The following is a 24,445-nucleotide window of genomic DNA, read 5'->3' as shown; positions in this document are numbered from 1 at the left end:
CAAGTATCGTGACGTTGCTGAGGTGCTTGGTGACACGGATGTGAGGGGTACCAAAGTCAGGACGCCCAGGCCGGAAAGGACGCCAGATGCAGGGATTAGTACTGCAGCTGACGCGTGCCGGATTTTTAATGTTGTTATGGGTATTCATCTGGTCCGTGTTGCGGATCTTGAAGACCGACATCTACGCGCCGACGGGAGCGGTGATGGTGCGCCGCGGCCTGATGCTGCGCGGCAATCTGCTGCCGTCGCGGCAGCACCGGCACGCCGCGCGCTACCTGGTGGTGACCGAGGGGTCGCTGGCGGGCGCGCGCATCACACTGAGTGGGCAGCCGGTGCTAATCGGACGCGCTGACGACTCCACAGTGGTACTGACGGATGATTACGCCTCGACGCGGCACGCCCGGCTGTCCCAACGCGGCTCGGAATGGTATGTGGAGGATCTAGGATCAACGAACGGCACCTACCTCGACAGGGCAAAGGTGACGACTGCGGTACGAGTCCCAATCGGAACGCCGGTTCGGATCGGCAAGACAGCAATCGAGTTGCGCCCGTGACACTGGTCCTGCGATACGCCGCCCGCAGTGATCGCGGCTTGGTACGCGCCAATAACGAAGACTCCGTCTACGCCGGCGCCCGGCTGCTGGCCCTGGCCGACGGCATGGGCGGCCACGCGGCCGGCGAGGTGGCCTCCCAGTTGGTGATCGCCGCGTTGGCGCACCTCGACGACGACGAGCCCGGCGGCGATTTGCTGAGCAAGCTCGACACCGCGGTGCGCTCCGGCAACTCCGCCATCGCCGCGCAGGTCGAGGCCGAGCCCGACCTCGAGGGCATGGGCACCACGCTCACCGCGATCCTGTTCGCGGGCAACCGGCTCGGGCTGGTGCACATCGGCGACTCGCGCGGCTACCTGCTGCGCGACGGGGAGTTGAACCAGATCACCAAGGACGACACCTTCGTCCAGACGCTGGTCGACGAGGGCCGGATCACCGCCGAGGAAGCGCATAGCCACCCGCAGCGCTCGCTGATCATGCGCGCGCTGACCGGCCATGAGGTGGAGCCCACCCTTACCATCCGGGAGGCGCGCGCCGGCGACCGCTATCTGCTCTGCTCCGACGGGCTTTCCGATCCCGTCAGCGACGAGACCATCGCGGAGGCCCTGCAGATCCCCGATGTCGGCGAGAGTGCGCACCGGCTGATCGAGTTGGCGCTGCGCGGCGGCGGCCCAGACAACGTGACCGTCGTCGTCGCCGACGTCGTCGACTACGAGTACGGCCAAACCCAGCCGATCCTCGCCGGCGCGGTATCCGGCGAGGAGGAGCACGCGACCCTGCCCAACACCGCCGCCGGCCGCGCGTCGGCGATTCGGCCGCGCAAGGAAGTCGCGCAGCGCATCTCCGCCCCGGTCGAACCGCCGAAGCGCTCGCGGTGGTCGCGGTGGCGGCTGCCGATCATCATCACGGTGGTCACGCTGGTGTTGGTCGGCGCCTTGGTCGTCGGGTGGCTGCTCACGCAGCGGCACTACTACGTCGCCGACAATGACAACAAGGTGACGGTCATGCGCGGGCTCGCGCAGGACGCGCTGCTCGGGATCTCGTTGCATCACCCCGATTCGGTGGCCTGTGTGACCGACGATCACGGTGGCTGGAAACTGATCCCGTTCAGCCAGGCCGGACATCCGACGGGCTGCCAGCTGATGACGCTCAGCTACCTCAGCCCCAGCGGACAGCAGGCGGTCAAAGCCGGCCTTCCGGGCGGCAACAGGACCGACGCCGAAAACCAGCTGCGGTCGCTGCTGAACACCAACCTGCTCAAGCCCTGCCTGCGTCCCCTGGACACGACCGAAACACCGCAGCCCACCGTCGCACCGACACCCGGGGCCTCTCCCACCGGCAACCCGCCCCCTACCGGCCCGGCAAACGCGCCGGTGAGCACATCCCCGGCGCCGACGCCTAGGCCGGGCGTCGATTGTCGAAATGTGGAATGACCACGCAACTGCAGCCGCCGGTGGCGGTGACGCCGCCGTTGCCGACTAGGCGCAACGCCGAACTGCTGCTGTTGTGCTTCGCCGCGGTCATCACCGTCGCCGCGCTGCTCATCGTGGAGGCCAACCAGGAGCGCGGCCTGCGCTGGGAGCTGGCCGGGTATGGGTTGGCCTTCCTGACCCTCTTCGGTGGCGCCCATCTGGCGATCCGGCGCTCCGCCCCCTACACCGACCCGCTGTTGCTGCCCACGGTGGCCCTGCTCAACGGCCTCGGCCTGGTGATGATCCACCGGTTGGACCTGGCCGAAACGGCCCATGCCCACCGGCATTCCAACGCCAACCAACAGATGCTGTGGACGCTGGTCGGCGTGGGCGCGTTTGTGCTGGTGCTGACGTTTCTGAAAGACCACCGGCAGTTCGCGCGCTACGGCTACATCTGCGGCCTTGCCGGGCTGGCGATGCTGGTGATTCCGGCGTTGCTGCCTGCCGCCCTGTCCGAACAGAACGGGGCCAAGATCTGGATCCGGTTGCCCGGGTTCTCGATTCAGCCCGCCGAGTTCTCCAAGATCCTGCTGCTGATCTTCTTCTCGGCGGTCCTGGTCGCCAAACGGAGCCTGTTCACCAGCGCCGGCAAGCATCTGATGGGGATGAACCTGCCCCGCCCCCGGGACCTCGCGCCGCTGCTCGCAGCCTGGGCAATCTCGATCGGTGTGCTGGTCTTCCAGAAGGACCTCGGCACATCGCTGCTGCTGTATGCGTCGTTTCTGGTGGTGGTCTACCTCGCGACCCAGCGGTTCAGCTGGGTCGTCATCGGGCTGGTGCTGTTCGCCGGGGGCAGCGCGCTGGCGTACGTCTTTTTCAAGCACGTCCAGGTGCGCGTGCAGATCTGGTGGGACCCGTTCTCCGACCCCGACGGCAACGGCTACCAGATCGTCCAGTCGCTGTTCAGCTTCGCCACCGGCGGCATCTTTGGCACCGGCCTGGGCAACGGTCAGCCCGACACCGTCCCGTACGCGTCGACCGACTTCATCATTGCGGCGTTCGGCGAAGAACTCGGCCTGGTCGGGCTGGCCAGCCTGTTGATGCTGTACACGATCATCATCGTGCGGGGTATGCGCACCGCGATCGCGACCCGTGACAGTTTCGGCAAGCTGCTGGCCGCCGGGCTGGCGTCGACGCTGGCCATTCAGCTGTTCATCGTGGTCGGCGGCGTCACCAAGCTCATCCCGCTGACCGGCCTGACCACGCCCTGGCTGTCCTACGGCGGGTCGTCACTGCTGGCCAACTACGTGCTGCTGGCCATTCTGGCGCGCATCTCGGACGGCGCCCGACGCCCGCTGCGGACTAGGCCGCGCAGCAAGACGGCACCGATCGCGGCGGCCAAGACCGAGGTGATTCAGAAGGTATGAACACCTCCCTCCGCCGGATCTCGGTGACCGTGATGGCGCTGATCGTGCTGCTGCTGCTCAACGCCACGTATACGCAGGTGTTCACCGCCGACGGGCTGCGTACCGACCCCCGCAACCAGCGGGTCCTGCTCGACGAGTATTCGCGCCAGCGCGGTCAGATCACCGCGGCCGGACAGCTGCTGGCGTTCTCGGTGTCCACCGACGACCGCTACCGCTTTCTGCGCAAGTACCCCAACCCCGAGGTGTACGCGCCGGTCACCGGTTTCTACTCGCTGCGCTACTCCAGCTCGGGCCTGGAACGCGCCGAGGATCCGCTGCTGAACGGGTCCGACCAGCGGCTATTCGGACGCCGGCTGGCCGACTTCTTCACCGGCCGCGATCCGCGCGGCGGCAACGTCGAAACCACGCTGAACCCACGCGTCCAGCAGGCCGCCTGGGAGGCGATGCAGCAGGGTTGCAACGGTGGGCCGTGCAAGGGGGCCGTCGTCGCGCTGGAACCGTCCACCGGCAAGATCCTGGCGCTCATCTCGTCGCCGTCGTATGACCCCAACCGGCTGGCCTCCCACGATCCCGCGGAGCAGGCCGCCGCGTGGCAGCAGTTGCGCGACAGCCCTGACTCGCCGCTGACCAACCGCGCCATCTCCGAGACCTACCCGCCCGGGTCCACGTTCAAGGTGATCACCACCGCCGCGGCGCTGCAGGCCGGCACCAGCGTGGATCAGCAGCTGCCGGCGGCCGCCAAGATCCGGCTGCCCAACAGCACGGCGACGCTGGAGAACTACGGCGGCGCGCCGTGCGGCGCCGGCGAGACCGTGTCGTTGAGCCAGGCGTTCGCCCTGTCCTGCAACACCGCGTTCGTCCAGCTGGGGCTCAACACGGGCGCCGACGCCCTGCGCAACATGGCGCGCGCGTTCGGCCTGGACACCACGCCGACCGTGATCCCGTTGCAGGTCGCCGAGTCCACCGTCGGCCCGATTTCGGATGGTGCGGCGCTGGGGATGTCGAGCATCGGGCAGAAGGACGTCGCGCTGACTCCGTTGCAAAACGCCCAGATCGCGGCGACCATCGCCAATGGCGGGGTGATGATGCAGCCGTTTCTGATCGATAGCCTCAAGGGACCGGACCTGGCCAATATCACCACAACTGTCCCATATCAGCAGCGCCGCGCGGTGTCGCCGCAGGTCGCAGCTAAGCTAACAGAGCTGATGGTCGGCGCCGAGAAGGACGCACAACAGAAGGGGGCCATTCCCGGCGTGCAGATCGCTTCCAAGACTGGTACCGCGGAGCACGGTACCGATCCCCGCAGCACTCCACCGCACGCGTGGTACATCGCCTTTGCGCCCGCCGCGAAGCCGCAGGTCGCGATCGCGGTGCTGGTGGAGAACGGCGCCGACAGCCTGTCCGCGACGGGCGGTGCACTCGCCGCTCCGATCGGACGTGCCGTGATCGGGGCGGCATTGCAGGGGAGGCCATGAGTCCACGAGTTGGGGTGACCCTATCCGGCAGGTACCGGCTGCAGCGGCTCATCGCCACCGGCGGCATGGGTCAGGTCTGGGAGGCCGTCGATAGCCGGCTTGGCCGACGGGTCGCCGTCAAGGTGCTCAAGGGGGAGTTCTCCCAGGACCCCGAGTTCATCGAGCGGTTCCGCGCGGAGGCGCGGACCACCGCGATGCTCAACCACCCCGGCATCGCCCAGGTGCACGACTACGGCGAAAGCCAGCTGGACGGGGAGGGCCGCACCGCCTACCTGGTGATGGAGCTGGTCAACGGCGAACCGCTGAACTCGGTGATCAAGCGCACCGGCCGGCTGTCGCTGCGGCACGCCCTGGACATGCTCGAGCAGACCGGGCGGGCCCTGCAGGTTGCGCACGCCGCCGGCCTGGTGCACCGCGACGTCAAGCCGGGCAACATCCTGATCACGCCCACCGGGCAGGTGAAGATCACCGACTTCGGCATCGCCAAGGCCGTCGACGCCGCCCCGGTCACGCAGACGGGCATGGTGATGGGTACCGCCCAGTACATCGCGCCCGAACAGGCCCTCGGTCACGAGGCGACCCCGGCCAGCGACGTCTACGCACTGGGAGTCGTTGGCTACGAAGTGGTTTCGGGCAAGCGACCGTTCAGCGGGGATGGCGCCCTGACGGTCGCGATGAAGCACATCAAGGAGCCACCGCCGCCGCTGCCGGCCGAGTTGCCGCCCAACGTGCGCGAGCTCATCGAGATCACCCTCGTCAAGAACCCGAGCATGCGTTATCGCAGCGGGGGACCGTTCGCCGACGCCGTCGCCGCGGTACGGGCCGGCCGTCGGCCCCCGCGCCCCAGCCAGTCACCGCCGCCGGGCCGGGCCTCGCCGGCGGCCATTCCGTCGGCCGCGCCCGTCCGGGTCGCGGCCACACCCAGCACCCGGACCCCGGCCGCGGGCCGGTCCCGGCCGTCGACCGGCAGCCGGCGCCAGCCGCCCGCCCGGCGCACCTTCTCGTCGGGGCAGCGTGCGCTGCTCTGGGCGGCCGGGGTGCTCGGATTCCTGGCGATCATCATCGCGGTGCTGATCGTCGTCAACGCCCACAGCAACGAGACCCCGACCGTCAACGACAACGGGCCGCCGACGTCGACGAGCAGGCCGTCGGGCGGCGCGGCTCCCAGCCACCCGCAATTGAATTGGACGGATCGCGGCCAAGCGGGTAATTCTGGACGTCAGACCGCCGAATTCGGCTGGGTTGTCACGTTGACGCGTCAGCCCGGTGCGTCGTCGGCCCGAGACGAAACACCGCAATGACGACCCCTCAGCACCTGTCCGACCGCTATGAACTCGGCGACATCCTCGGTTTCGGGGGTATGTCGGAAGTTCACCTGGCCCGCGACCAACGGTTGCACCGTGACGTCGCGGTGAAGGTGCTGCGCGCCGACCTGGCCCGCGACCCCAGCTTCTACCTGCGCTTCCGGCGCGAGGCGCAGAACGCCGCGGCGCTGAACCACCCGTCGATCGTCGCCGTCTACGACACCGGCGAGGCGGAGACACCGCAGGGGCCGCTGCCCTACATCGTCATGGAGTATGTCGACGGCGTCACCCTGCGCGACATCGTGCACACCGATGGCCCCATGCCGCCGCGGCGGGCCATCGAGATCATCGCCGACGCCTGCCAGGCGCTGAACTTCAGCCACCAAAACGGCATCATCCACCGCGACGTCAAGCCGGCGAACATCATGATCAGCTCGAACAACGCGGTCAAGGTGATGGACTTCGGCATCGCCCGCGCGATCGCCGACGGCGGCAACAGCGTCACCCAGACCGCGGCGGTGATCGGGACGGCGCAGTACCTGTCGCCGGAGCAGGCCCGCGGCGACCCGGTCGACGCGCGGTCCGACGTCTACTCGCTGGGCTGCGTCCTCTACGAAATCATCACCGGCGAACCACCTTTCACCGGCGACTCGCCCGTCTCGGTGGCCTACCAGCATGTCCGCGAGGACCCGGTGCCGCCGTCCGAGCGGCACGAGGGCATCTCCGCCGACCTGGACGCCGTGATCCTCAAGGCCCTGGCCAAGAACCCCGACAACCGCTACCAGACCGCGGCCGAGATGCGCGCCGACCTGGTTCGGGTGCACAACGGCGAGACGCCCGAGGCGCCGAAGGTGCTCACCAACGCCGACCGCAGCTCGATGCTGTCGTCCCCCAGCGGCGGCTTCGGAGGCCCGCGCACCGACCCGCTGCCCCGCCAGACGTTCGACGACGCCGAGCGCGGTGGCGGATCGATCGGCCGCTGGGCCGCCGTGGTCGCCGTGCTGGCGGTGCTGACTATCGCCGTCTTCATCGGCTTCAACACGTTCGGCGGCAGCGTGCGCGACGTCCAGGTGCCCGACGTGCACGGGCAGGTCAAGGACGAGGCGATCGCCGCCCTGCAGAACAAGGGCTTCAAGACGCGCACCCAGCAGAAGCCCGATTCCACCGTCCCGCCCGACCATGTCATCAGCACCGAGCCGGGGGCCAACGCCTCCGTGGGTGCGGGCGACGTGATCACCATCAACGTCTCCACCGGTCCCGAGCAGCGCGAAATCCCCGACGTCACCTCGCTGAGCTACAACGACGCGGTCGCGAAGCTGAAAGCCAAGGGATTCAGCAAGTTCAAGCAGACGACCTCGGCATCGCCTCCGGAGAGCAAGGACAAGGTCATCGCGACCAATCCGCCGGCGAACCAGTCGTTCGCGATCACCAACGAGATCACGATCATCGTCGGCTCGGGACCCGAGACCAAGCAGGTACCCGACGTCAACGGCCAGACCGTCGACCTCGCGCAGAAGAACCTCACGGTCTACGGCTTCACCAAAGTCACCCAGACCCTGGTGGATAGCCCCCGCCCGGCCGGCGACGTGATCGGCACCAATCCGCCGGCCGGCGCCACCGTCCAGGTCGACCAGGTGATCGACCTGCAGGTCTCCAAGGGCAACCAGTTCGTCATGCCGGACCTGTCCGGCATGTTCTGGACCGACGCCGAACCTCGGCTGCGGGCCCTCGGCTGGACCGGTTCGCTGGACAAGGGCGCCGACGTCGATGCCGGCGGAAACCAGCACAACCGCGTCGTCTACCAGAGCCCCGCGGCCGGCGCCGGCGTCAACCGCAACGGCATCATCACGCTGAAGTTCGGCCAGTAGCTAACGGCTCACCGCGCCGCGAGTGTGGGGGGTCGGCAGCGGCGAAGAGTCAACTGGCCGCCGATGCCGGCAGGTGCGGCCGCACCGCAGCGAGGACCTCGTTTTCCAATCGACGAACCAGGGTGTCGTTGCGCGTCCAGCCGCAGAAGTCGAGCCAATTGGCGAGCATCCGGTGACCGCCTTCGGTCAGGATCGACTCGGGGTGGAACTGGACGCCGTGGATCGGCAGGTCGACGTGCCGCACACCCATGATCACGCCGCTGTCGGTGCGGGCCGTAACCTCCAGCGCCGCCGGCAGGGACTCCGGCAGGATGGTCAGCGAGTGGTAGCGGGTAGCCGTAAACGGATCCGAAAGCCCTTGCAGTACACCGGTATTCGAATGGAAGACGCTGCTGGTCTTGCCGTGCAGCAGCTCCGGCGCACGGTCGACGGTGGCGCCGAATGCCACGCCGATCGCCTGGTGGCCAAGGCAGACGCCCAGCAGCGGGGTGCCCGCCGCGGCGCACGCACCGACCAGCCCGATCGACGCGCCCGCGCGTTCCGGGGTGCCCGGTCCGGGGCTGAGGAGCACACCGTCGAACTGCTCGACGACGGCGGCCTGATCTGCCAGCCGGATGTCGTCGTTGCGCCACACCTGCGCCTCGACACCAAGCTGCCCCAGGTACTGGACCAGGTTGAAGACGAAGCTGTCGTAGTTGTCGACGACCAGGATCTGCATCGTGTCAGGCTACCGTCCGCGTCGGCGCGACTCAGTACCCGATGGGACCGGCAGGCTGCGCGAAGTGCGTCCGGACCGGCTCGGTGTGGCCGGGTATCTGCACGTCGGGCTTCACCTCTTCGCGGTAGCCGAGGCCGAACCGGATCACGTACTGCTTGTACAGGGTCACCAGGGGAGCGGCCGCCAAGGCGGCCTGCATGGCCGCGGCGTTGCCGATCGCGGTGACCGTATACGGCGGGCTGTAGGTGCGCCCGTTGAGCAGCAGCGTGTTGCCGACGCAGCGGGGCACCGAGGTCGCGATGATGCGCTGGTCCTGCATCTGGATCGCCTCGGCGCCCGCGCTCCACAGTGCGTTCAGGACGGCCTGGATGTCCTGCTGGTGCACCACCAGGTCGTCGGGCGAGGCGTCGCGCGGGAAACGCCCATGGGTGTCGCGCTGGGCGTCGTTGAGGGTAACGACCAGGCCCGGCCCGCGCACCGGGTTCATCCCCGCCTCGGCGCCCAGCTCGGTGATCCGCCGCTGCATTGCCGCCAGAGCGGCGTCGGTGGACCGTCCGTGCGCCGCGTCGATCTTGGCGGTCAGCTCGTTGCGTTCGGCGCCCAGCCGGCTCACCGACGACCGCGCCTCCCGGACCAGGTCGACCAACCGCGGCGCGTCACTGCGCCGGATCTCCGCGCCGCCGGACACCCCGTGCGTGGCGGCCAGCAACAGCCCGGCCAGCAGGCACACAACGGGCACGCCGAAACTCCACGGCGAGCGGCGCGCGTCGTTCATTCGGGCTCTCCGTTTCCGGGTAACGGTGCCGGGTGGGCTAGTCTCGTAGCCGAGCCACGCCCGTAGCCAGGCGTGCATTGGTTATCGTTGCATCCCGTCCCACCACCGCGTCGTTGAGGTAGTCCCGAGGTAATCATGCCCAAGTCCAAGGTCCGCAAGAAGAACGATTTCACCGTCACCGCGGTGAGCCGTACCCCGGTCAAGGTCAAGGTCGGGCCCTCGAGCGTGTGGTTCGTCGCGTTGTTCGTCGGCCTGATGCTGATCGGCCTCGTCTGGCTGATGGTGTTCCAGCTGGCGGCCGTTGGAAGCAATCCGCCCTCGGCACTGATGTGGATGCACAATCTGTACGCGTGGAACTATGCCATCGCGTTCGCCTTCATGATCACTGGCTTGTTGCTCACGATGCGTTGGCACTGAGCGATCCCAGAGCCACAATGAATTCATCTTGGGCCTGCTTCTTTACTGGGTCAGCAACTTTCCCGGTGTTCAATCACACGCGTGTGATTTATCCCCACTGTTGATAGCGCTTGTGGATAACCGCATCGACAGTGGTGGGAGGGTGTAGATACCCCGTGCAGCAAACTCAGTGGGAGCCGCCTGCGGCTGGAGTCGCAGGTTGCGGGGCCGTGGGTCTCGCGATGGCTATCGCGAGTGTGACCGTGGTCACAGACGCCCCGGGGCGAGTCATGGCCGGCATTGCCGCAGTGGGTTTGATCTTGTTTGCGGGCCTGACGTGGCGCGCCCGGCCGAAGCTGGCAATCACCGCCGACGGCCTGGCGTTGCGGGGGTGGTTCCGAACGCAGCTATTACGGCGCACCGACATCAAGATCATCCGGATCACGGAGTTCCGCCGGCTGGCCCGCAAGGTGCGGCTGCTCGAGCTGGAAACCGACGACGGCGGCCTGGTCATCCTGTCCCGCTGGGACCTCGGGACGGACCCCTTGGACGTGCTCGACGCACTCACCGAGGCCGGCTACGCCGGCCGCAAGAAGTGACCCTGAACTCGCTTAAGAGATCGTGATCGATTCGATGACGACGGGCTCGGTGGGCCGGTCGTTGCCGTCGGTGGACGTCGTCGCGATCGCGTCCACGACGCGCTGCGACTCGGCGTCGGTCACCTCACCGAAGATCGTGTGGCGCCGATTCAGGTGCGGGGTCTGCCCGACGGTGATGAAGAACTGTGAGCCGTTGGTGCCCGGGCCGGCGTTGGCCATCGCCAGCAGGTAGGGCTTGTCGAACTGCAGCTCGGGGTGGAACTCGTCGGCGAACTTGTAGCCCGGGCCGCCGCGGCCGGTTCCCGTCGGGTCGCCGCCCTGGATCATGAAGCCCTGGATCACCCGGTGGAAGACCGCGCCGTCGTAGAACGGTCCCGACGGGCCGCCCGACGCGTTCTGGGTGGAGTACTCCTTGGTCCCCTGCGCCAGGCCGACGAAGTTGGCGACGGTCTTGGGCGCGTGGTTGCCGAACAGGGCGATCTTGATGTCACCGCGGTTGGTGTGCAGCGTGGCGGTGGCGGTCTGATAAGGACTGTTGGTCACGGAATCACAGTCTGCCACTAGGCGAGTGCGCACCCGCACCGGGTGTACCCGACGCGGCATGCACGCAATAGGCCCGCAAATCGCGCCGATGGTGGCAGTCTGTGGAACGTACGGCGTAGGTGCGACGGCAGAAGGGTGGCAGATGAGCGCGAAGACGGAAGCCCGCTTGACCCCACGGGAGCGGTTGACCCGGGGCCTGAGGTACTCGACGGTGGGACCGGTGGACGTCACGCGCGGTGTCGTCGGACTCGGCGCTCAGTCCGCGCACGCGACCGCCTCGGAGCTTCGGCGGCGCTACCGCGAGGGTCGGCTGTCCCGGGAGATCGCCGCCGCGCAGGAAGCCGTCGCGCAGGAACTGGCCGCCGCGCAGGAAGTGGTGAGCAACCTGCCGCAGGCGTTCCAGGAGGCGCGCCGATCGCGCCGGCACAGTAAGCGCCCCTGGTTGATCGCGGGGGCCGGCGTCGTAACCCTGGCCGTCGGCGCGGTGACCTTCAGCATCGTGCGCCGGTCGATGCGCCCGGAGCCGTCGCCCCTGCCACCTAGCGTGGACGTCCAGCCCCGTCCGTAGCTAAGTTTGCTGGGGCGCTCGCGGTCCCGCCGTCGGCAAAGCGATCCGGCTTTGCCGCGACGCCCCATGCGGAACACTTACAATCAGGTCGAGTATTTCCCTTTCGGAAATTTCGATGTTTGCTACGCGCACAGAATTCATAGGATCGCGCGTTAATTAAGATCAACATGAGTCTTGCCCATAGGTAAAGATCAGGGTCGATTTGTGTTGCCACCGTGCCCCGAAAACCCCTCGCAGCCCTGCTTATATCTTCCCAGACAACCGAACTCGTCGACGATGTTCGATCAGTCCCCACACACAGGTCTTCGAAGGGAACCACCATGTCTTTTGTCATCGCGCAGCCAGACAAACTGGCCGCCGCCGCGGAGAGTTTGCAGACCATCGGCGCCTTATTCAACGCCGGGAACGCGACCGCCTCGGCGCCGACCACGGGCGTCGTCCCGGCCTCCGCCGACGAGGTCTCCGCGCTGACCGCCGCGCAGTTCGCTGCGCATGGCCAGCGGTACCAGCTGCTGAGCGCCCAGGCGTCGCGGATTCACCAGTTGCTGGTGGACACACTCGCGACGAGCGCGATCTCCTACGCCGACACCGAGGCCGCTAACGCCGCGACGGCCGGCTGAGCGGCCCGCGAGAGATAGGGGGATAACGATGGTGCTGGACTATGGGCTGTTGCCGCCGGAGATCAACTCCCTGCGCATGTACACCGGCCCCGGCTCGGGTTCGCTGGCGTCCGCCGCGGCTGGCTGGGGCGAACTCGCTTCCGAATTGCACTCGACGGCTGCCGGGTTCACGTCGGTGATCTCGACGCTGACCAGCGGCCCGTGGGTGGGTCCGGCGTCGGCGTCGCTGGTCACCGCGGTCACGCCGTACATAGCCTGGCTGCAGAACAGCGCGTCGCAGTCCGAACTGGCCGCCAGCCAGGCGGCGGCGGCCGTCTCGGCGCACGAGACGGCGTTCTCCCTGACCGTGCCGCCGCCGGTGATCGCCGCCAACCGTTCGCTGTTGGCGACGCTGCTCGCGACCAACTTCCTGGGCCAGAACGCGCCCGCGATCGCCGCCACCGAGGCCGAGTACTTCGAGTTCTGGGCCCAGGACGCCGCGGCGATGTACGGCTACGCGACCTCCTCGCTGGCCGCCATCCAGCTGCCCGACTTCACGGAGCCGCCCGAGGTGGCCGATTCGTCGGGGACGGCACGGCAGGCCGCCGCAACTTCTCAGGCTGCGGCCGCCACCAACCCGGTGCAGGACGCCGTGACAAAGGTGCTGGCGGAGCTGGACTCCATCCATGATCCCCTCAGCCAGTACACGTCGCCGTTCACCTTCGCGAAGATCGACGGTTACATCACGAAGTACACCGCCCTCGACGACATCGTCGCGGGTTACAGCAAGTACATCTCGCCGTATATCAACAGCCTGGCGGCGATGGTCCAGTCGACGCAGTCCTTTGGCCAGGTGAGCAATGGTCTTGTGGCCATGACCACGCTCGGCAGGACCCTGGCCGCGCCGGTAGCCAAGGCGGTCGAGGGAGCGGCGTCCGCGGCCGGGGCGGCCGGAGCCAAGCTCACCGGGGCCGTCGAGGGTGGTCTGGGCCGGGCGCTTCCGCTGGGCGCGCTGTCGGTGCCGCCGAGCTGGGCGCCGGTCAGCGCGGTCACCAACCCGGCGGTCGGGGCGCTGAATGCCAGCGTCGTGCCGGCCGCGGCCGAAGGTGTCGGTGGGTTGCCGATGGCTCCGCTCGGCGGATTCGGTGGAAACCGCTACGGCGGCCGCATCCTGCCGACCTACGGTTTCAAGCCTTCGATCATGGCCAAGCCGCCCGCCGCGGGGTAGGGGGGTTCGCGCCTCACCGCCCGCGGAGCAAGATATGCGGCGTGAGGTGGACATGAGTTGGACGCGGTACCACGGAAGGGCGCTCGCGGGCAGCGCCCTTACCGGCGGTGCGCTGCACGCCGCGCTGGAAGACCACATCCGCGTACAGAATCCGCAGTTCACCGATGTGCGGGCGGAGCAGGCGAGCGCCACCGACGAGTACGACACGAGCGTCAGCCCGCCGCGGCGGTGGTATCGCGTGACCTACCTGGCGGACGACGGCCAGGGGGCCTGAGCGCGGCTTGGGCCGCTTGGCGGGGCTTGGCCCGCTTGGCCCGCTTGGCACCTAGCCAATCAGCCCGCGAGCGTAACCTGGCTGCGATTTTCGGCAGCGGATTTCGCAACGTCGTTACGCTCGCGAACCGGCCACAACGCTTTAGAAGATGTGGAGCCTAGGGGAATCGAACCCCTGACACCCGCCTTGCAAAGGCGGTGCTCTACCAACTGAGCTAAGGCCCCTCGTGGGGATCGGGTGTGTCATCCGGTGTCTCGGATGCCGCCACATGCCACACCTCGACGCTCCGCCGTGACCGCACCACCGCCGCCACGGCAACGATCGCTGCCAGTGGCACTGCGAGCCTCACACAACGTTTCGACGGACACATGGTTGTGGGCCTAGGAGGACTCGAACCTCCGACCTCTTCGTTATCAGCGAAGCGCTCTAACCGCCTGAGCTATAGGCCCGTACGCCGGTACGACCGACGGACGAGATTACCGCACTCGAGTCCCGACTCCCAAAATCAGCCCGACTAGTCCCGATGGCGGCGACCCGCTAGTCGAGGTCGGCCAGGGTAACTTCGATGCCTCCGATCAGATCGGTGGCCAGGTTGTAGACAAAAGCGGCGATCGTCGCCATCGAGGTCATCAGCACGATATTCACCAGGCCGATCAGCACCGCGCCGCCGAAGATGGTGCCGCTGGAGACCAGTTCGCCGGCGCTGCCGCTGGTGTTGTTCAGCAGGTCCCCGACGTTGCTGTTGAGCTTCGCCCACACGCCCATGCCGCCGAGCACCAGGTAGAGGAAAGCTACCGCGATCATCCAGACGAAGAACAGCGCCACAGACAGCAGCAGCGACACCTTCAGCGTGCTCCACGGGTCGATCCGGCGGATCTGCATGCTGGCGCGGACGGGGCCGCGAGTCCGCCGCGACACCTGCACCCGGCTCTCGCGGGGTTCACGGGTTTCGCGGGCCTCCCGGGCTTCCCGCGCCTCCCGAGCTTCGCGGGCCTCCCGGCTTTCCGTCGTGGCCGTCCGAGTGGTGGACCCCGTGCCGGACGTGTCCGACGCGCGCTCGGGGGTGCCCTTGCGCTGCTGCGGAGGCCGGGGGATGGGGCCCGACAGGTCGGGCAACTCGCTGGCGTAGGCCTCCGCAGGTGGCCCGTCGGCGCGCGCGGCGTCCATCTCCTGCGTCTCGTTCATCCCGCGGGCGGGGGTGCCGGTTCCGGAAGTGCCGGAGATGAAGCGGTTCAGCCGCGCGTCGATCCCGCTCGGCGGGTTGGTCGATCGCGATTCGGTCGAGCCCTCCGAAGCCGGCCGGCGCGAGCTGGACGACCGGGTGCCGCCGCGCTGCCACGGCGGCGACTCGCCCGCATCCGAGCTGCGGCCCGCAGGCCCGGACGACGCCCGGTGTGCGCCGGACCGCTCGCCGGCACCATCCCCATTTGGGCTGTCGCCCTTATTGGGGGACCCCGACTCGTTCGGTGAGTTCACCCCGACTCCTAACATCTGTACCCAGGCGGGCCTGGCGGTGCAGTCGCATTATTCCTGGCCGCGCTGGGGACTAACTACCCGACTCCTCCTCGGTGCCGGTGTCCCCGCCATTCTCGTCGCCGCTTTCTTCGGCGTTACGTGCGATGGCTAACAGTGTGTCGCCCGCACCCAAGTTCATCAAGCGAACGCCCTTGGTTTGCCGTCCCGCCTTGCGGACCTGGCGCGCCGCGGTGCGGATGACGCCGCCCCCGGAGGTGATGGCGTACAGCTCGCTGTCGTCGTCGACGATCAACGCCCCAACCAGCCTGCCACGCCGACGGTCGTACATGACAGTCAGCACGCCCTTGCCGCCGCGTCCCTGCACCGGATACTCCTCGATCCCGGTGCGCTTCGCGTAGCCGCCGGACGTGGCGACCAGCAGGTAGGTGCCCTCGCGGACGACGTTCAGCGACAGCAGCTTGTCGTCGGCGTTGAACCGCATGCCCTGCACGCCGGAAGTGGCCCGGCCCATCGGCCGCAGCGCCTCGTCGGTGGCCGAGAACCGGATGGACTGGCCGTTGGCCGAGACCAGCAGCAGGTCGTCGTCGGCCGAGCACAGAACCGCCCCGACGAGCTCGTCCTCGCCGCGCAGGTTGACGGCCACGATTCCGCCGGAGCGGTTGGAGTCGAAGTCGGTGAGCTTGGACTTCTTCACCAGGCCGTTCTGGGTGGCCAGCACCAGATACGGCGCATCCTCGTAGCTCTTGATCTGGATGACCTGGGCGATCCGCTCCTCGGGCTGGAACGCCAGCAGGTTGGCGACGTGCTGACCGCGCGCGGTGCGCAACGCCTCCGGCAGCTCGTAGGCCTTGGCGCGGTACACCCGGCCCTGGGTGGTGAAGAACAGGATCCAGTCGTGCGTCGAGCAGACGAAGAAGTGCCGCACGATGTCGTCCTGCTTCAGCCCGGCGCCCTGCACGCCCTTGCCGCCGCGCTTCTGGCTGCGGTACAGGTCGGTCTTGGTGCGCTTGGCGTAGCCGGTTTCGGTGATGGTGACGACGACGTCCTCGCGGGCGATCAGGTCCTCGTCGCTGACGTCGCCGTCGGCCGCGATGATCCGGGTACGACGGTCGTCGCCGTGCTTCTCGACGATCTCGCCGAGTTCGTCGCGCACGATGCCGCGCTGCCGCTCGGGCTTGGCCAGGATGTCTTCCAGGTCGGCGATCTCGGCCTCGATCTTGGCCAGGTCGTCGATGATGCGCTGGCGCTCCAGGGCGGCCAGGCGCCGCAGCTGCATGTCCAGGATCGCCTGGGCCTGGATTTCGTCGATGTCCAGCAGCTCGATCAGGCCTTGCCGGGCGATGTCGACCGTCTCCGACGCGCGAATCAGCGCGATCACTTCGTCGAGCGCGTCGAGCGCTTTGACCAGACCGCGCAGGATGTGGGCCCGCTCGTTGGCCTTTCGCAGCCGGTAGGTGGTACGCCGGACGATGACGTCGAGTTGGTGCTCGACGTAGTAGCGGATCATCTGGTCCAGCCGCAGCGTGCGCGGCACGCCGTCGACGATCGACAGCATGTTCGCGCCGAAGCTGGTCTGCAGCTGGGTGTGCTTGTAGAGGTTGTTCAGCACCACCTTGGCCACGGCGTCGCGCTTGATCTCGACGACGATGCGCAGACCCACCCGGTCGCTGGACTGATCCTCGATGTTGGAGATGCCGGCCAGCCGGCCGTCGCGGACCTGTTCGGCGATCGAGGTGATGAAGTTGTCGTGGTTGACCTGATACGGCAGCTCGGTGATCACCAGCGAGGTGCGGCCGCGCGAATCCTCCTCCACCTCAACGACTCCGCGCATCCGGACGGAGCCGCGGCCCGTCTTGTACGCATCCTGGATGCCCTGGGAGCCGACGATCAGTCCGGACGTGGGGAAGTCGGGGCCCTTGACCCGCTCCATGACGGCCGTCAACGTCGCCTCTTCGTCGGCCTCGTAGTTCTCCAGGCACCAAAACACCGCTTCGGCGAGCTCACGCAGGTTGTGCGGCGGGATGTTGGTCGCCATGCCGACCGCGATGCCGCCCGACCCGTTGGCCAGCAGGTTGGGGAACCGGCTCGGCAGTACCGTCGGCTCCTGCACCCGGCCGTCGTAGTTGGGGATGAAATCGACTGTCTCCTCGTCGATTTCGCGCAGCATCTCCATCGCCAACGGCGTCAGCCGCGCCTCGGTGTTGTGGCTGACGAAGCCGTTTGTCAGGAAGGCGTGGTCTTCGGTGTCCACGCGCAGGCTGTAGACCGCTTGCACGCCGGCCTCGGTTACTGACGCGACCCTGGCGTAGTAGAACCGTCCATCGGTGAGGTCAGTCGCGATGGCACGGACATCGGGATCGGCTATGTGCGAGAGGATTTCAGCACCGTCGCGTCGCCAGCGCGAGAGCCGGTCGATGTTGTGCTTGCGGAGCCACTCCTTATCCACCCAGCGGCCGCCGCAGTGCCCGCGTATGAACGTAGCCAGCCCAGGCACGTGGTCGGTATCCATGCCACCACACGGGGGCATCGAACTCATGATGGTGGTCAACTTGGTCTGCTTGACACCGCCGAAACCGATTTGTGCCGCGAACAACTCGGCCTGGGCCCGGTTGGTGATGACGACTTTGTACTCACCGACCGCATGCCGATAACGTCTGGACACCACGCCGAATTCGAGCAACATCTGCTGTACGTCGATGGCCAGCTGTCTGCTGAGAGTCGAGTAGGAGATCTGGATCGTATTGCGCGGCAGTGCAGAGCATGATCCGTCGCCCTCAAATAGCGCCTGTAGGAAGGCGCGTTTGACGGCCGCTGGCGAGTTCCACAACCAGTGGGGAATGAACTTGTCCGCCGACCTCTGCCCGCACAACTCGGCGAGTCGCGTCTCCTTGAATTTAGTGAGGTCTTGAACGTCAAGTTCATGCAGCGTGGAGCCAGACGCGATCGTTCGAGAATAGGCGTACCGCGGTCCGCCGACGACGGCGTCGTACGCGCCGACGACCATGCTGAAGTAGTCGCGGTCGACGTTGTTGAATCCAGCGCGGTTCTCCGACGCGAATCCTTCGCTGATGAAGGCGCCCAGTAAGAGGGCTTCCATAGTGGAATGCCAGTCGGCCGGGCCGGATTCCGTCGGTGGCGTCCGCTGCAAGACGACGTGGTCACCGGGCCGGATCTCTTCGATCAACTTCCAGAGCAACGTGGGCACGCCGCCTACATCAACCAGGCACAGCAAGGGGTGATTCGCCGTGCCGGTGACCTCGTAGCCTTCAGCGGTGCACACCGTGTACGACTGGTGCTCGCCCGAATGAAACAGCTTGTCGGCTAGGACCGGATTGCCGTGTCGGTCGAGAACCTTGAGATCAACGGCATTGTCCGAATTGGACCGCGCGCCGGGGACCACCTCGCCGATCCGCACTGAGTGCCCAGAGGGCAAGCGCACTAAAGCATCTCCGGTCAGACAGTATCTCATCGCCGCCGGCGGGTCGTTGCCCGGCGAGCCGAAGTTGCCCTGGCCGTCGACCAGCGGATACCGCAGCGACCACGGCTGCGCCATCCGCACCAGGGTGTCGTAGATCGACGCGTCGCCGTGCGGGTGGTAATTACCCATCGTTTCGGCGACCGAGCGCGCCGACTTCGCGTGGCTGCGGTCGGGGCGGAAGCCGGAGTCGTACATCGCGTACAGCACCCGGCGGTGCACCGGCTTGAGGCCGTCGCGCACCTCCGGCAGCGCGCGGCCCACGATCACACTCATCGCGTAATCGATGTAGCTCCGCTGCATCTCGTGCTGAATGTCGACCGGTTCGATCCGGTCGGTGGGGCCGTCGCCCGGGGGCAGCGTCGTGTCAGTCATCTAATCCTCGTTATCAATCGAACGCGCGGGCGTTAGACATCTAAGAAGCGAACATCCTTGGCGTTCCGGGTGATAAAGCTCCGACGCGCTTCGACGTCCTCGCCCATCAGGATGGAGAACAGCTCGTCGGCGGCGGCCGCATCGTCCAGCGTGATTTGGCGCAACACCCGCACCGACGGGTCCATCGTGGTTTCCCACAACTCCTTGGCGTCCATCTCGCCCAAACCTTTGTAACGCTGGATGCCGTCTTCCTTGTTGATCTTCCTGCCGGCCTTCTGCCCTGCCTCCAGCAGGCCGTCGCGTTCCCGGTCGGAGTAGGCGAATTCCGGCTCGGAGCGTTGCCACTTCAGCTTGTACAGCGGCGGTTGTGCGAGAAACACGTGCCCGTTCTCGATGAGTGGGCGCATGAATCGGAACAGCAAGGTCAACAACAGGGTTGAGATGTGCTGGCCGTCGACGTCGGCGTCGGCCATCAGCACGATCTTGTGGTAGCGCAGCTTGGTGATGTCGAACTCGTCGTGGATGCCCGTACCCAAAGCGGTGATGATGGCTTGGACTTCGGTGTTCTTCAGCACCCGGTCGATGCGGGCCTTTTCCACGTTGATGATCTTGCCGCGTAACGGCAGGATCGCCTGGAACATCGAATCGCGGCCGCTCTTCGCCGAGCCGCCGGCCGAATCACCTTCCACCACATACAGTTCCGACTTCTTCGGGTCGGTGGAACGGCAGTCGGCCAGCTTTCCGGGCAGCCCGCCCAGATCGGTGGCGCTCTTGCGGCGCACCAACTCTCGCGCCTTGCGGGCGGCGATGCGGGCCTGCGCCGACGATACCGCCTTGTTCACAACGGTTTTCGCCTCAGTGGGGTTGGCCTCGAACCAGTGCGTGAGCTGCTCGTTGCACACCTTCTGCACGAACGACTTGACCTCGGTGTTGCCGAGCTTGGTCTTTGTCTGGCCCTCGAACTGCGGTTCGGCCACCTTGACGGAGATGACCGCGGCCAAGCCTTCCCGGATGTCGTCGCCGGTGAGGTTGGCGTCCTTTTCCTTGAGGAGTTTCTTGTCCTTCGCGTACTTGTTCACCACCGACGTCAACGCGCTGCGGAAGCCCTCCTCGTGGGTGCCGCCCTCGTGGGTGTTGATGGTGTTGGCGAAGGTGTGCACCGATTCGGAGTAACCGCCGTTCCACTGCATCGCGATCTCGACCTCGTGGCCGGCGCCCTTACCGTCGAAGTCGATGACGCTCTGCTGGATCGGGCTCTTGGTGCGGTTGATGTGCTTGACGAAGTCGACCAAGCCGCCTGGGTAGTGGAAGGTTCGGTGCTTGACCTTTTGCGGCCCAACAGATTCCGCGGCCTTCTCCTGCGCTGACTTGGGTGCCTCGGCGGTGTCGCTGACGACCTCGTCGACGACCTCGTCCTGCGCGACCCGTTCATCGGTCAGGTTGATGGTCAGACCCTTGTTGAGGAAGGCCATTTCCTGCAGCCGGCGCGCCACCGTCTCGAAGTCGTATTCGGTGGTCTCGAAGATGTTCGGGTCCGCCCAGAACCTGATGGTGGTTCCCGTCTTCCGGGTAGCCGCACCCTGCTTGAGGGTGCCTGGGACGGCGTGGTCGTAGAACTGTGACCACTCGTGGCCGTCGCGCCTGATGTCCACCTCGAGGCGGGTCGACAGCGCGTTGACCACTGACACACCGACGCCATGCAGGCCACCGCTGACGGTGTAGCCGCTGTTCTCGCCGCCGAACTTTCCGCCGGCGTGCAGTTGCGTCATCACGACGTCGACGGTCGGTGCGCCCGTTGCGTGCTGTGCGACGGGGATTCCGCGTCCATTGTCGGCGACTTCGACGCTTCTGTCGTCGAGCAGCCGCACGTCGACCTGCGTCGCATAACCGGCCATCGCCTCGTCGACGGAGTTGTCCACGACCTCCCAGATGAGATGGTGCAAACCACGCTCACCGGTGGACCCGATATACATGCCCGGGCGTTTGCGGACGGCCTCCAAACCTTCTAGAACTGTGATGGCGTCGGCGCCGTACCCGTCTTTGGACTTATTCTTCGGGGCAGCCACGATCGGAAAGCTCTCCTTGGGGTTGCATGCGAGCGGTCCAGTCACCGCAGCGGTCGCATTACCTCACTCTACCGTGATCGGCGCGCGGGACCGATTTTCTGGGCGCGTTTCTACCTATCTGATCGCGCCGTGTGCTTGACATCTCCATTCCAGTCGCGTCCCGACGTTTGCCGTGGGGGTCCGTTTCGTTCTGGCGGCTCTGAGAGCGCCTCGGTATACATCCGGTTGGACGCCTCTCGGCGCCGCCCGGTTCCCTATCCGTACGTGTCGCGCGGACCGCGGCCGGCGACGTGTCGTGGGCCTTTGCGCCACGACGGCGCCGTCGGCCCGGTGATTCTCAGCGAGGTCACCACGCCGTTGCCGACGGCTGCCGCGATCTTGGCCAGCAGCTGCGCCTGAACCATCCTTAACTGGGTGGCCCACGCCGTCGATTCCGCCGTCACGCTCAGCACCCCGTCATTCAGTCCGGTCGGCGTCGCGTGGTCGGCTATCTGCTGGCCGACGACGGACGGCCACTGCCCCAGCACGGTGCCCTCGGCGACTTGCGCCGACCAGCCGCGTTTCTTCGCCAGGTCCCGCGCAAGCCGACCGAGCGGTTGCGGATCACGCGCGTCCGGCCCGGGACCCGACCAGCTGCGCCGCCGCCCCGCGACCTTGCGCGGCAGCGCCGACGACGCGCGCCCGCGCCCGGAGTCCTTGCCCTGCGCGCGCGCCGCGGCCCGGGCCTCCTCGAGGGTGCGGCGCACCAGGTCGATGCCGGCGAGCAATTTCTCGTCGCCCCCTGTTTCCTGGGCCGGTTCGTCTTCGTCCGTCATGACATCACCGATATTCGCCCGGAGTCGTCGTCGCGCATGTCGACCGTCACCCGCCTCGCATCCCAATCCGCCGGAAGATCTTCCAGCACCGCCGCGGTCACCAGCACCTGTTCGGCCGACTCCGCCACCGCGCCCAGCGCGCGACGGCGCGCGGTGTCGAGTTCGGCGAACACGTCGTCGAGCAGCAGCACGGGCTCACCGCCGTCGGAGCGCAACAGCTCGTAGGCCGCCAACCGCAGCGCCACCGCAAATGACCACGATTCACCATGGCTGGCAAAGCCTTTCGCGGGCTGGGCGCCCAGCCGCAACTCCAAGTCGTCGCGGTGCGGACCCACCAGACACATGCCGCGCTCGAGTTCGGCGGACCGCCGGGCGGACAACCCCGCCAACAACGCAGCCTCCAGAAACTCGCGGTCCGGCTCCGGATCGGGACCGATGTCCAGGCTGGCGCGGTAGGTGACCGATGCGGCCCGGGAACCGGGCGCCAGCAGCTGGTAAGCCTTCTCCACCTGCGGCGCCAGCTGGTTGACCAGCTCTATGCGGGCGACCATCAATTCCGCGCCGTGCTCGGCCAGCCGGCTGTCCCACACGTCGAGGGTGTCCAGCGCGCTGTGATCGCCTCGGTGCCGGGCCCCCGACAGCGATTTCAACAGCGCCGTGCGCTGCCGCAACACCTTGTCGTAATCGGCACGCGCGGCGGCGATCACCGGCCGGCGCTGGGTCGCCAGATCGTCCAGATATCGGCGCCGCTCCGCCGGATCGCCGCGCACCAGCGCCAGGTCTTCGGGAGCGAACAACACCGCGCGCAACACCCCGATCACCTCGCGGGTGCTGCGCACCGGGGACCGGTTCAGCCGGCCCTTGTTGGCCCGCCCGGCGGCGATCTCCAGGTCGACGGCGCATTCCCGACCGTCGCTGACCACGATCGTCGACACCACCGCGCGGGTGGCCCCGGCCCGGATCAACGGCAGGTCGGTGCCCACCCGATGTGAGCCCAAGGTTGCCGAATACCACAGCGCCTCAATCAAGTTCGTCTTACCGAAGCCGTTCGGGCCGACGAACACCGTCCGGCCCGGTTGTAATTCGAGGTCGGTGTGCGCCCAGGACCGGAAATCACGCAGGCCCAACTGCCGGACGTACACCTAGCCCGGCAGCCGAACCGGCATCAGCAGGTAGACGTAGTCAGTCGGCAGAGCGCTGAAGGGCCCGTTACCCGTCGGGTGGTCCTCCTCGGAGGCCGGGCGCAGCAATGCCGGCTTGCCGGGGGTGGTGAAACCGAACGACACCCGCTCGGAATGCACCGATCCAAGGCCGTCGGTCAGATACGTCGGGTTGAACGCGATGGTCAACGGCTGACCGGCGAAGTCCACGGCGAGCTCCTCCTCGGCGCGTCCCACGTCGTCCGCGCCGGCCGAAAGCCGCAGCGTGCCGTCGGAGAACTCCATCCGCACCTGCGCGCCGCGGTCGGCTACCAGCGCCACCAGCTTGATGGCCTCGGTCAGTTCGGCCACGTTGATGGTGGCCACGGCGGTGTGCTCGGCCGGCAGCAGCTGCCGGAATTTCGGGAATTCGGCGTCGAGCAGCCTGGTGGTGCTGCGCTTCCCGTTGCCGCTGATCCCCAACAGCCCGTCCTTGCCCACCCCGGCGCCGGCGCCCAATGCCAGCCGGACATCCGAGCCGTCACTGGTGCCCGCCTTCGCCGCCTCGGCCAGGGTCTTGGCCGGCACCAGCACCGAGGCCTCGACGTCGGGTGACAAGGCCGACCAGGTCAGCTCCCGAACCGCGAGCCGGAACCGGTCGGTGGCGGCCAAAACCACCGTGTTACCAGAAATCTCGACGCGAATACCCGTCAGCATGGGCAGCGTGTCGTCCCGGCCCGCCGCGATGGCGACCTGACCGATGGCCTCGGCGAACAGTTCCGCCGGCAGCGTGCCGGTCTCTTCCGGCAGCGTCGGCAGGGTGGGGTAATCCTCGACCGCCATGGTCGGCAACGAAAACCTGGCGCTTCCGCAGGTCAACGCCAGGCGGTTACCTTCCACACTGCAGTCGACGGGCTTGTTCGGCAGCGCGCGGGTGATGTCCGACAGCAACCGACCGGATACCAAAATGCTTCCAGGAGAAGCTATTTCAGCTGGCACCTGCGCCTCGGCGGAAACCTCGTAGTCGAATCCGGAGATTGTCAGACCCTCGTCCGACCCGCTCAACAGCACGCCCGAAAGCACCGGGACGGCCGGCCTGGCGGGCAGACTCTTTGCCACCCAGGACACGGCGTCGGCGAAGGATTCTCGAACCAAGCGGAACTTCAAGTCGGTGAGGCTGGCTCTCGTCGTCGCCACGTCCATAGCGTCCCTTCACCTACTGAGTGATTCGAAGTTCAGTGCCCAGCCGCTTCGGAACGGCAGTCCGAAGAACCACCGTAGAGCTTCTGGCGTCATCTTGAAAGGTAATCCCGCAGGGTGACAACCGGGTATCCGACCCGTCGGTATGGGCTTGTTCGTCGA

The 24,445-nt window shown here is 67.1% G+C and carries 21 protein-coding genes and 2 tRNA genes; 12 read left to right on the top strand and 11 right to left on the bottom strand.

What is annotated here, in order from left to right; genetic code table 11:
• Positions 1-86: 86 nt before the first annotated feature.
• Genes AC5Y5V_RS01070 through pknB form a run of 6 tightly spaced genes read left to right on the top strand, consistent with a single transcriptional unit; the run spans position 87 to position 8,037 of the window.
• Positions 87-554, top strand: coding sequence for an FHA domain-containing protein FhaB/FipA (locus AC5Y5V_RS01070; protein ID WP_499930663.1), 468 nt, complete (start codon positions 87-89; stop codon positions 552-554).
• Positions 551-1,984 carry a PP2C family protein-serine/threonine phosphatase gene (locus AC5Y5V_RS01065; protein WP_499930661.1) on the top strand — a complete coding sequence of 478 codons (1,434 nt, stop codon included), beginning with the start codon at positions 551-553 and terminating at the stop codon, positions 1,982-1,984. Before AC5Y5V_RS01070 ends, AC5Y5V_RS01065 begins: the two co-directional genes overlap by 4 nt.
• Positions 1,981-3,390: an FtsW/RodA/SpoVE family cell cycle protein gene (locus tag AC5Y5V_RS01060; protein ID WP_499930659.1), complete on the top strand. Its 1,410-nt coding sequence runs from the start codon at positions 1,981-1,983 to the stop codon at positions 3,388-3,390. The genes AC5Y5V_RS01065 and AC5Y5V_RS01060 overlap by 4 nt, the downstream gene beginning before the upstream one ends.
• Complete coding sequence (pbpA, locus tag AC5Y5V_RS01055) at positions 3,387-4,865, top strand: D,D-transpeptidase PbpA (protein ID WP_499930657.1); 1,479 nt, start codon at positions 3,387-3,389, stop codon at positions 4,863-4,865. Before AC5Y5V_RS01060 ends, pbpA begins: the two co-directional genes overlap by 4 nt.
• Complete coding sequence (locus AC5Y5V_RS01050; RefSeq protein ID WP_499930656.1) at positions 4,862-6,166, top strand: serine/threonine-protein kinase; 1,305 nt, start codon at positions 4,862-4,864, stop codon at positions 6,164-6,166. The genes pbpA and AC5Y5V_RS01050 overlap by 4 nt, the downstream gene beginning before the upstream one ends.
• Positions 6,163-8,037, top strand: coding sequence for a Stk1 family PASTA domain-containing Ser/Thr kinase (gene pknB / locus AC5Y5V_RS01045; RefSeq protein WP_499930655.1), 1,875 nt, complete (start codon positions 6,163-6,165; stop codon positions 8,035-8,037). Before AC5Y5V_RS01050 ends, pknB begins: the two co-directional genes overlap by 4 nt.
• A gap of 49 nt (positions 8,038-8,086) precedes the next feature.
• Here the strand turns inward: pknB and AC5Y5V_RS01040 are convergent, their stop codons facing one another.
• Together AC5Y5V_RS01040 and AC5Y5V_RS01035 are read right to left on the bottom strand one after the other, a co-directional pair.
• Entirely contained in the window at positions 8,087-8,755 is a 669-nt protein-coding gene (locus tag AC5Y5V_RS01040; protein ID WP_499930654.1) for an aminodeoxychorismate/anthranilate synthase component II, read from the bottom strand.
• 31 nt (positions 8,756-8,786) lie between these two features.
• Entirely contained in the window at positions 8,787-9,530 is a 744-nt protein-coding gene (locus tag AC5Y5V_RS01035) for a DUF881 domain-containing protein (RefSeq protein ID WP_499930653.1), read from the bottom strand.
• Positions 9,531-9,665: 135 nt separating this feature from the next.
• Here AC5Y5V_RS01035 and crgA point away from each other — a divergent pair, with 135 nt between their 5' ends.
• Both crgA and AC5Y5V_RS01025 read left to right on the top strand, forming a co-directional pair.
• Complete coding sequence (gene crgA, locus AC5Y5V_RS01030) at positions 9,666-9,947, top strand: cell division protein CrgA (protein ID WP_499930652.1); 282 nt, start codon at positions 9,666-9,668, stop codon at positions 9,945-9,947.
• A 155-nt stretch (positions 9,948-10,102) separates the two neighbouring features.
• Positions 10,103-10,525 carry a PH domain-containing protein gene (locus tag AC5Y5V_RS01025; protein WP_499930651.1) on the top strand — a complete coding sequence of 141 codons (423 nt, stop codon included), beginning with the start codon at positions 10,103-10,105 and terminating at the stop codon, positions 10,523-10,525.
• A gap of 12 nt (positions 10,526-10,537) precedes the next feature.
• On the opposite strand, the gene ppiA is transcribed toward AC5Y5V_RS01025, so the two are convergent.
• Positions 10,538-11,086, bottom strand: a complete 549-nt coding sequence (ppiA, locus tag AC5Y5V_RS01020) for a peptidylprolyl isomerase PpiA (RefSeq protein WP_499930650.1) — start codon at positions 11,084-11,086, stop codon at positions 10,538-10,540.
• Between the two features lie 124 nt (positions 11,087-11,210).
• Between ppiA and cwsA the strand changes: the two genes are divergently transcribed.
• The 4 genes from cwsA (at position 11,211) to AC5Y5V_RS01000 (ending at position 13,737) form a co-directional block, all read left to right on the top strand.
• Positions 11,211-11,636, top strand: coding sequence for a cell wall synthesis protein CwsA (gene cwsA / locus AC5Y5V_RS01015; protein WP_499930649.1), 426 nt, complete (start codon positions 11,211-11,213; stop codon positions 11,634-11,636).
• Between the two features lie 320 nt (positions 11,637-11,956).
• Positions 11,957-12,256 carry a PE family protein gene (locus AC5Y5V_RS01010; RefSeq protein WP_499930648.1) on the top strand — a complete coding sequence of 100 codons (300 nt, stop codon included), beginning with the start codon at positions 11,957-11,959 and terminating at the stop codon, positions 12,254-12,256.
• A 28-nt stretch (positions 12,257-12,284) separates the two neighbouring features.
• On the top strand, positions 12,285-13,463 hold the full coding sequence (locus AC5Y5V_RS01005; protein ID WP_499930647.1) for a PPE family protein: 1,179 nt from the start codon (positions 12,285-12,287) through the stop codon (positions 13,461-13,463).
• Positions 13,464-13,515: 52 nt separating this feature from the next.
• Entirely contained in the window at positions 13,516-13,737 is a 222-nt protein-coding gene (locus tag AC5Y5V_RS01000) for a hypothetical protein (protein WP_499930646.1), read from the top strand.
• Positions 13,738-13,888: 151 nt separating this feature from the next.
• Here AC5Y5V_RS01000 and AC5Y5V_RS00995 read toward each other — a convergent pair.
• From AC5Y5V_RS00995 to dnaN, 8 genes are all read right to left on the bottom strand, one after another.
• Positions 13,889-13,961: transfer RNA gene (locus AC5Y5V_RS00995), tRNA-Ala, on the bottom strand.
• A gap of 151 nt (positions 13,962-14,112) precedes the next feature.
• Positions 14,113-14,186: transfer RNA gene (locus AC5Y5V_RS00990), tRNA-Ile, on the bottom strand.
• Between the two features lie 88 nt (positions 14,187-14,274).
• Positions 14,275-15,213, bottom strand: a complete 939-nt coding sequence (locus AC5Y5V_RS00985) for a DUF3566 domain-containing protein (RefSeq protein WP_499930645.1) — start codon at positions 15,211-15,213, stop codon at positions 14,275-14,277.
• A 70-nt stretch (positions 15,214-15,283) separates the two neighbouring features.
• Complete coding sequence (gyrA, locus tag AC5Y5V_RS00980) at positions 15,284-19,063, bottom strand: intein-containing DNA gyrase subunit A (RefSeq protein ID WP_499930643.1); 3,780 nt, start codon at positions 19,061-19,063, stop codon at positions 15,284-15,286.
• Positions 19,064-19,095: 32 nt separating this feature from the next.
• On the bottom strand, positions 19,096-21,129 hold the full coding sequence (gyrB, locus tag AC5Y5V_RS00975) for a DNA topoisomerase (ATP-hydrolyzing) subunit B (protein WP_499930642.1): 2,034 nt from the start codon (positions 21,127-21,129) through the stop codon (positions 19,096-19,098).
• 254 nt (positions 21,130-21,383) lie between these two features.
• The gene (locus AC5Y5V_RS00970; protein WP_499930640.1) at positions 21,384-21,944 is read right to left on the bottom strand and encodes a DUF721 family protein; all 561 of its coding nucleotides are present in this window, start codon (positions 21,942-21,944) and stop codon (positions 21,384-21,386) included.
• Positions 21,941-23,086 carry a DNA replication/repair protein RecF gene (recF, locus tag AC5Y5V_RS00965; protein ID WP_499930638.1) on the bottom strand — a complete coding sequence of 382 codons (1,146 nt, stop codon included), beginning with the start codon at positions 23,084-23,086 and terminating at the stop codon, positions 21,941-21,943. The genes AC5Y5V_RS00970 and recF overlap by 4 nt, the downstream gene beginning before the upstream one ends.
• Positions 23,087-24,286, bottom strand: coding sequence for a DNA polymerase III subunit beta (gene dnaN / locus AC5Y5V_RS00960; protein WP_499930636.1), 1,200 nt, complete (start codon positions 24,284-24,286; stop codon positions 23,087-23,089).
• Positions 24,287-24,445 lie beyond the last annotated feature (159 nt).

The organism is Mycobacterium sp. NGS68, from assembly GCF_059812195.1.
This window is presented reverse-complemented; position numbering and strand designations above follow the sequence as displayed.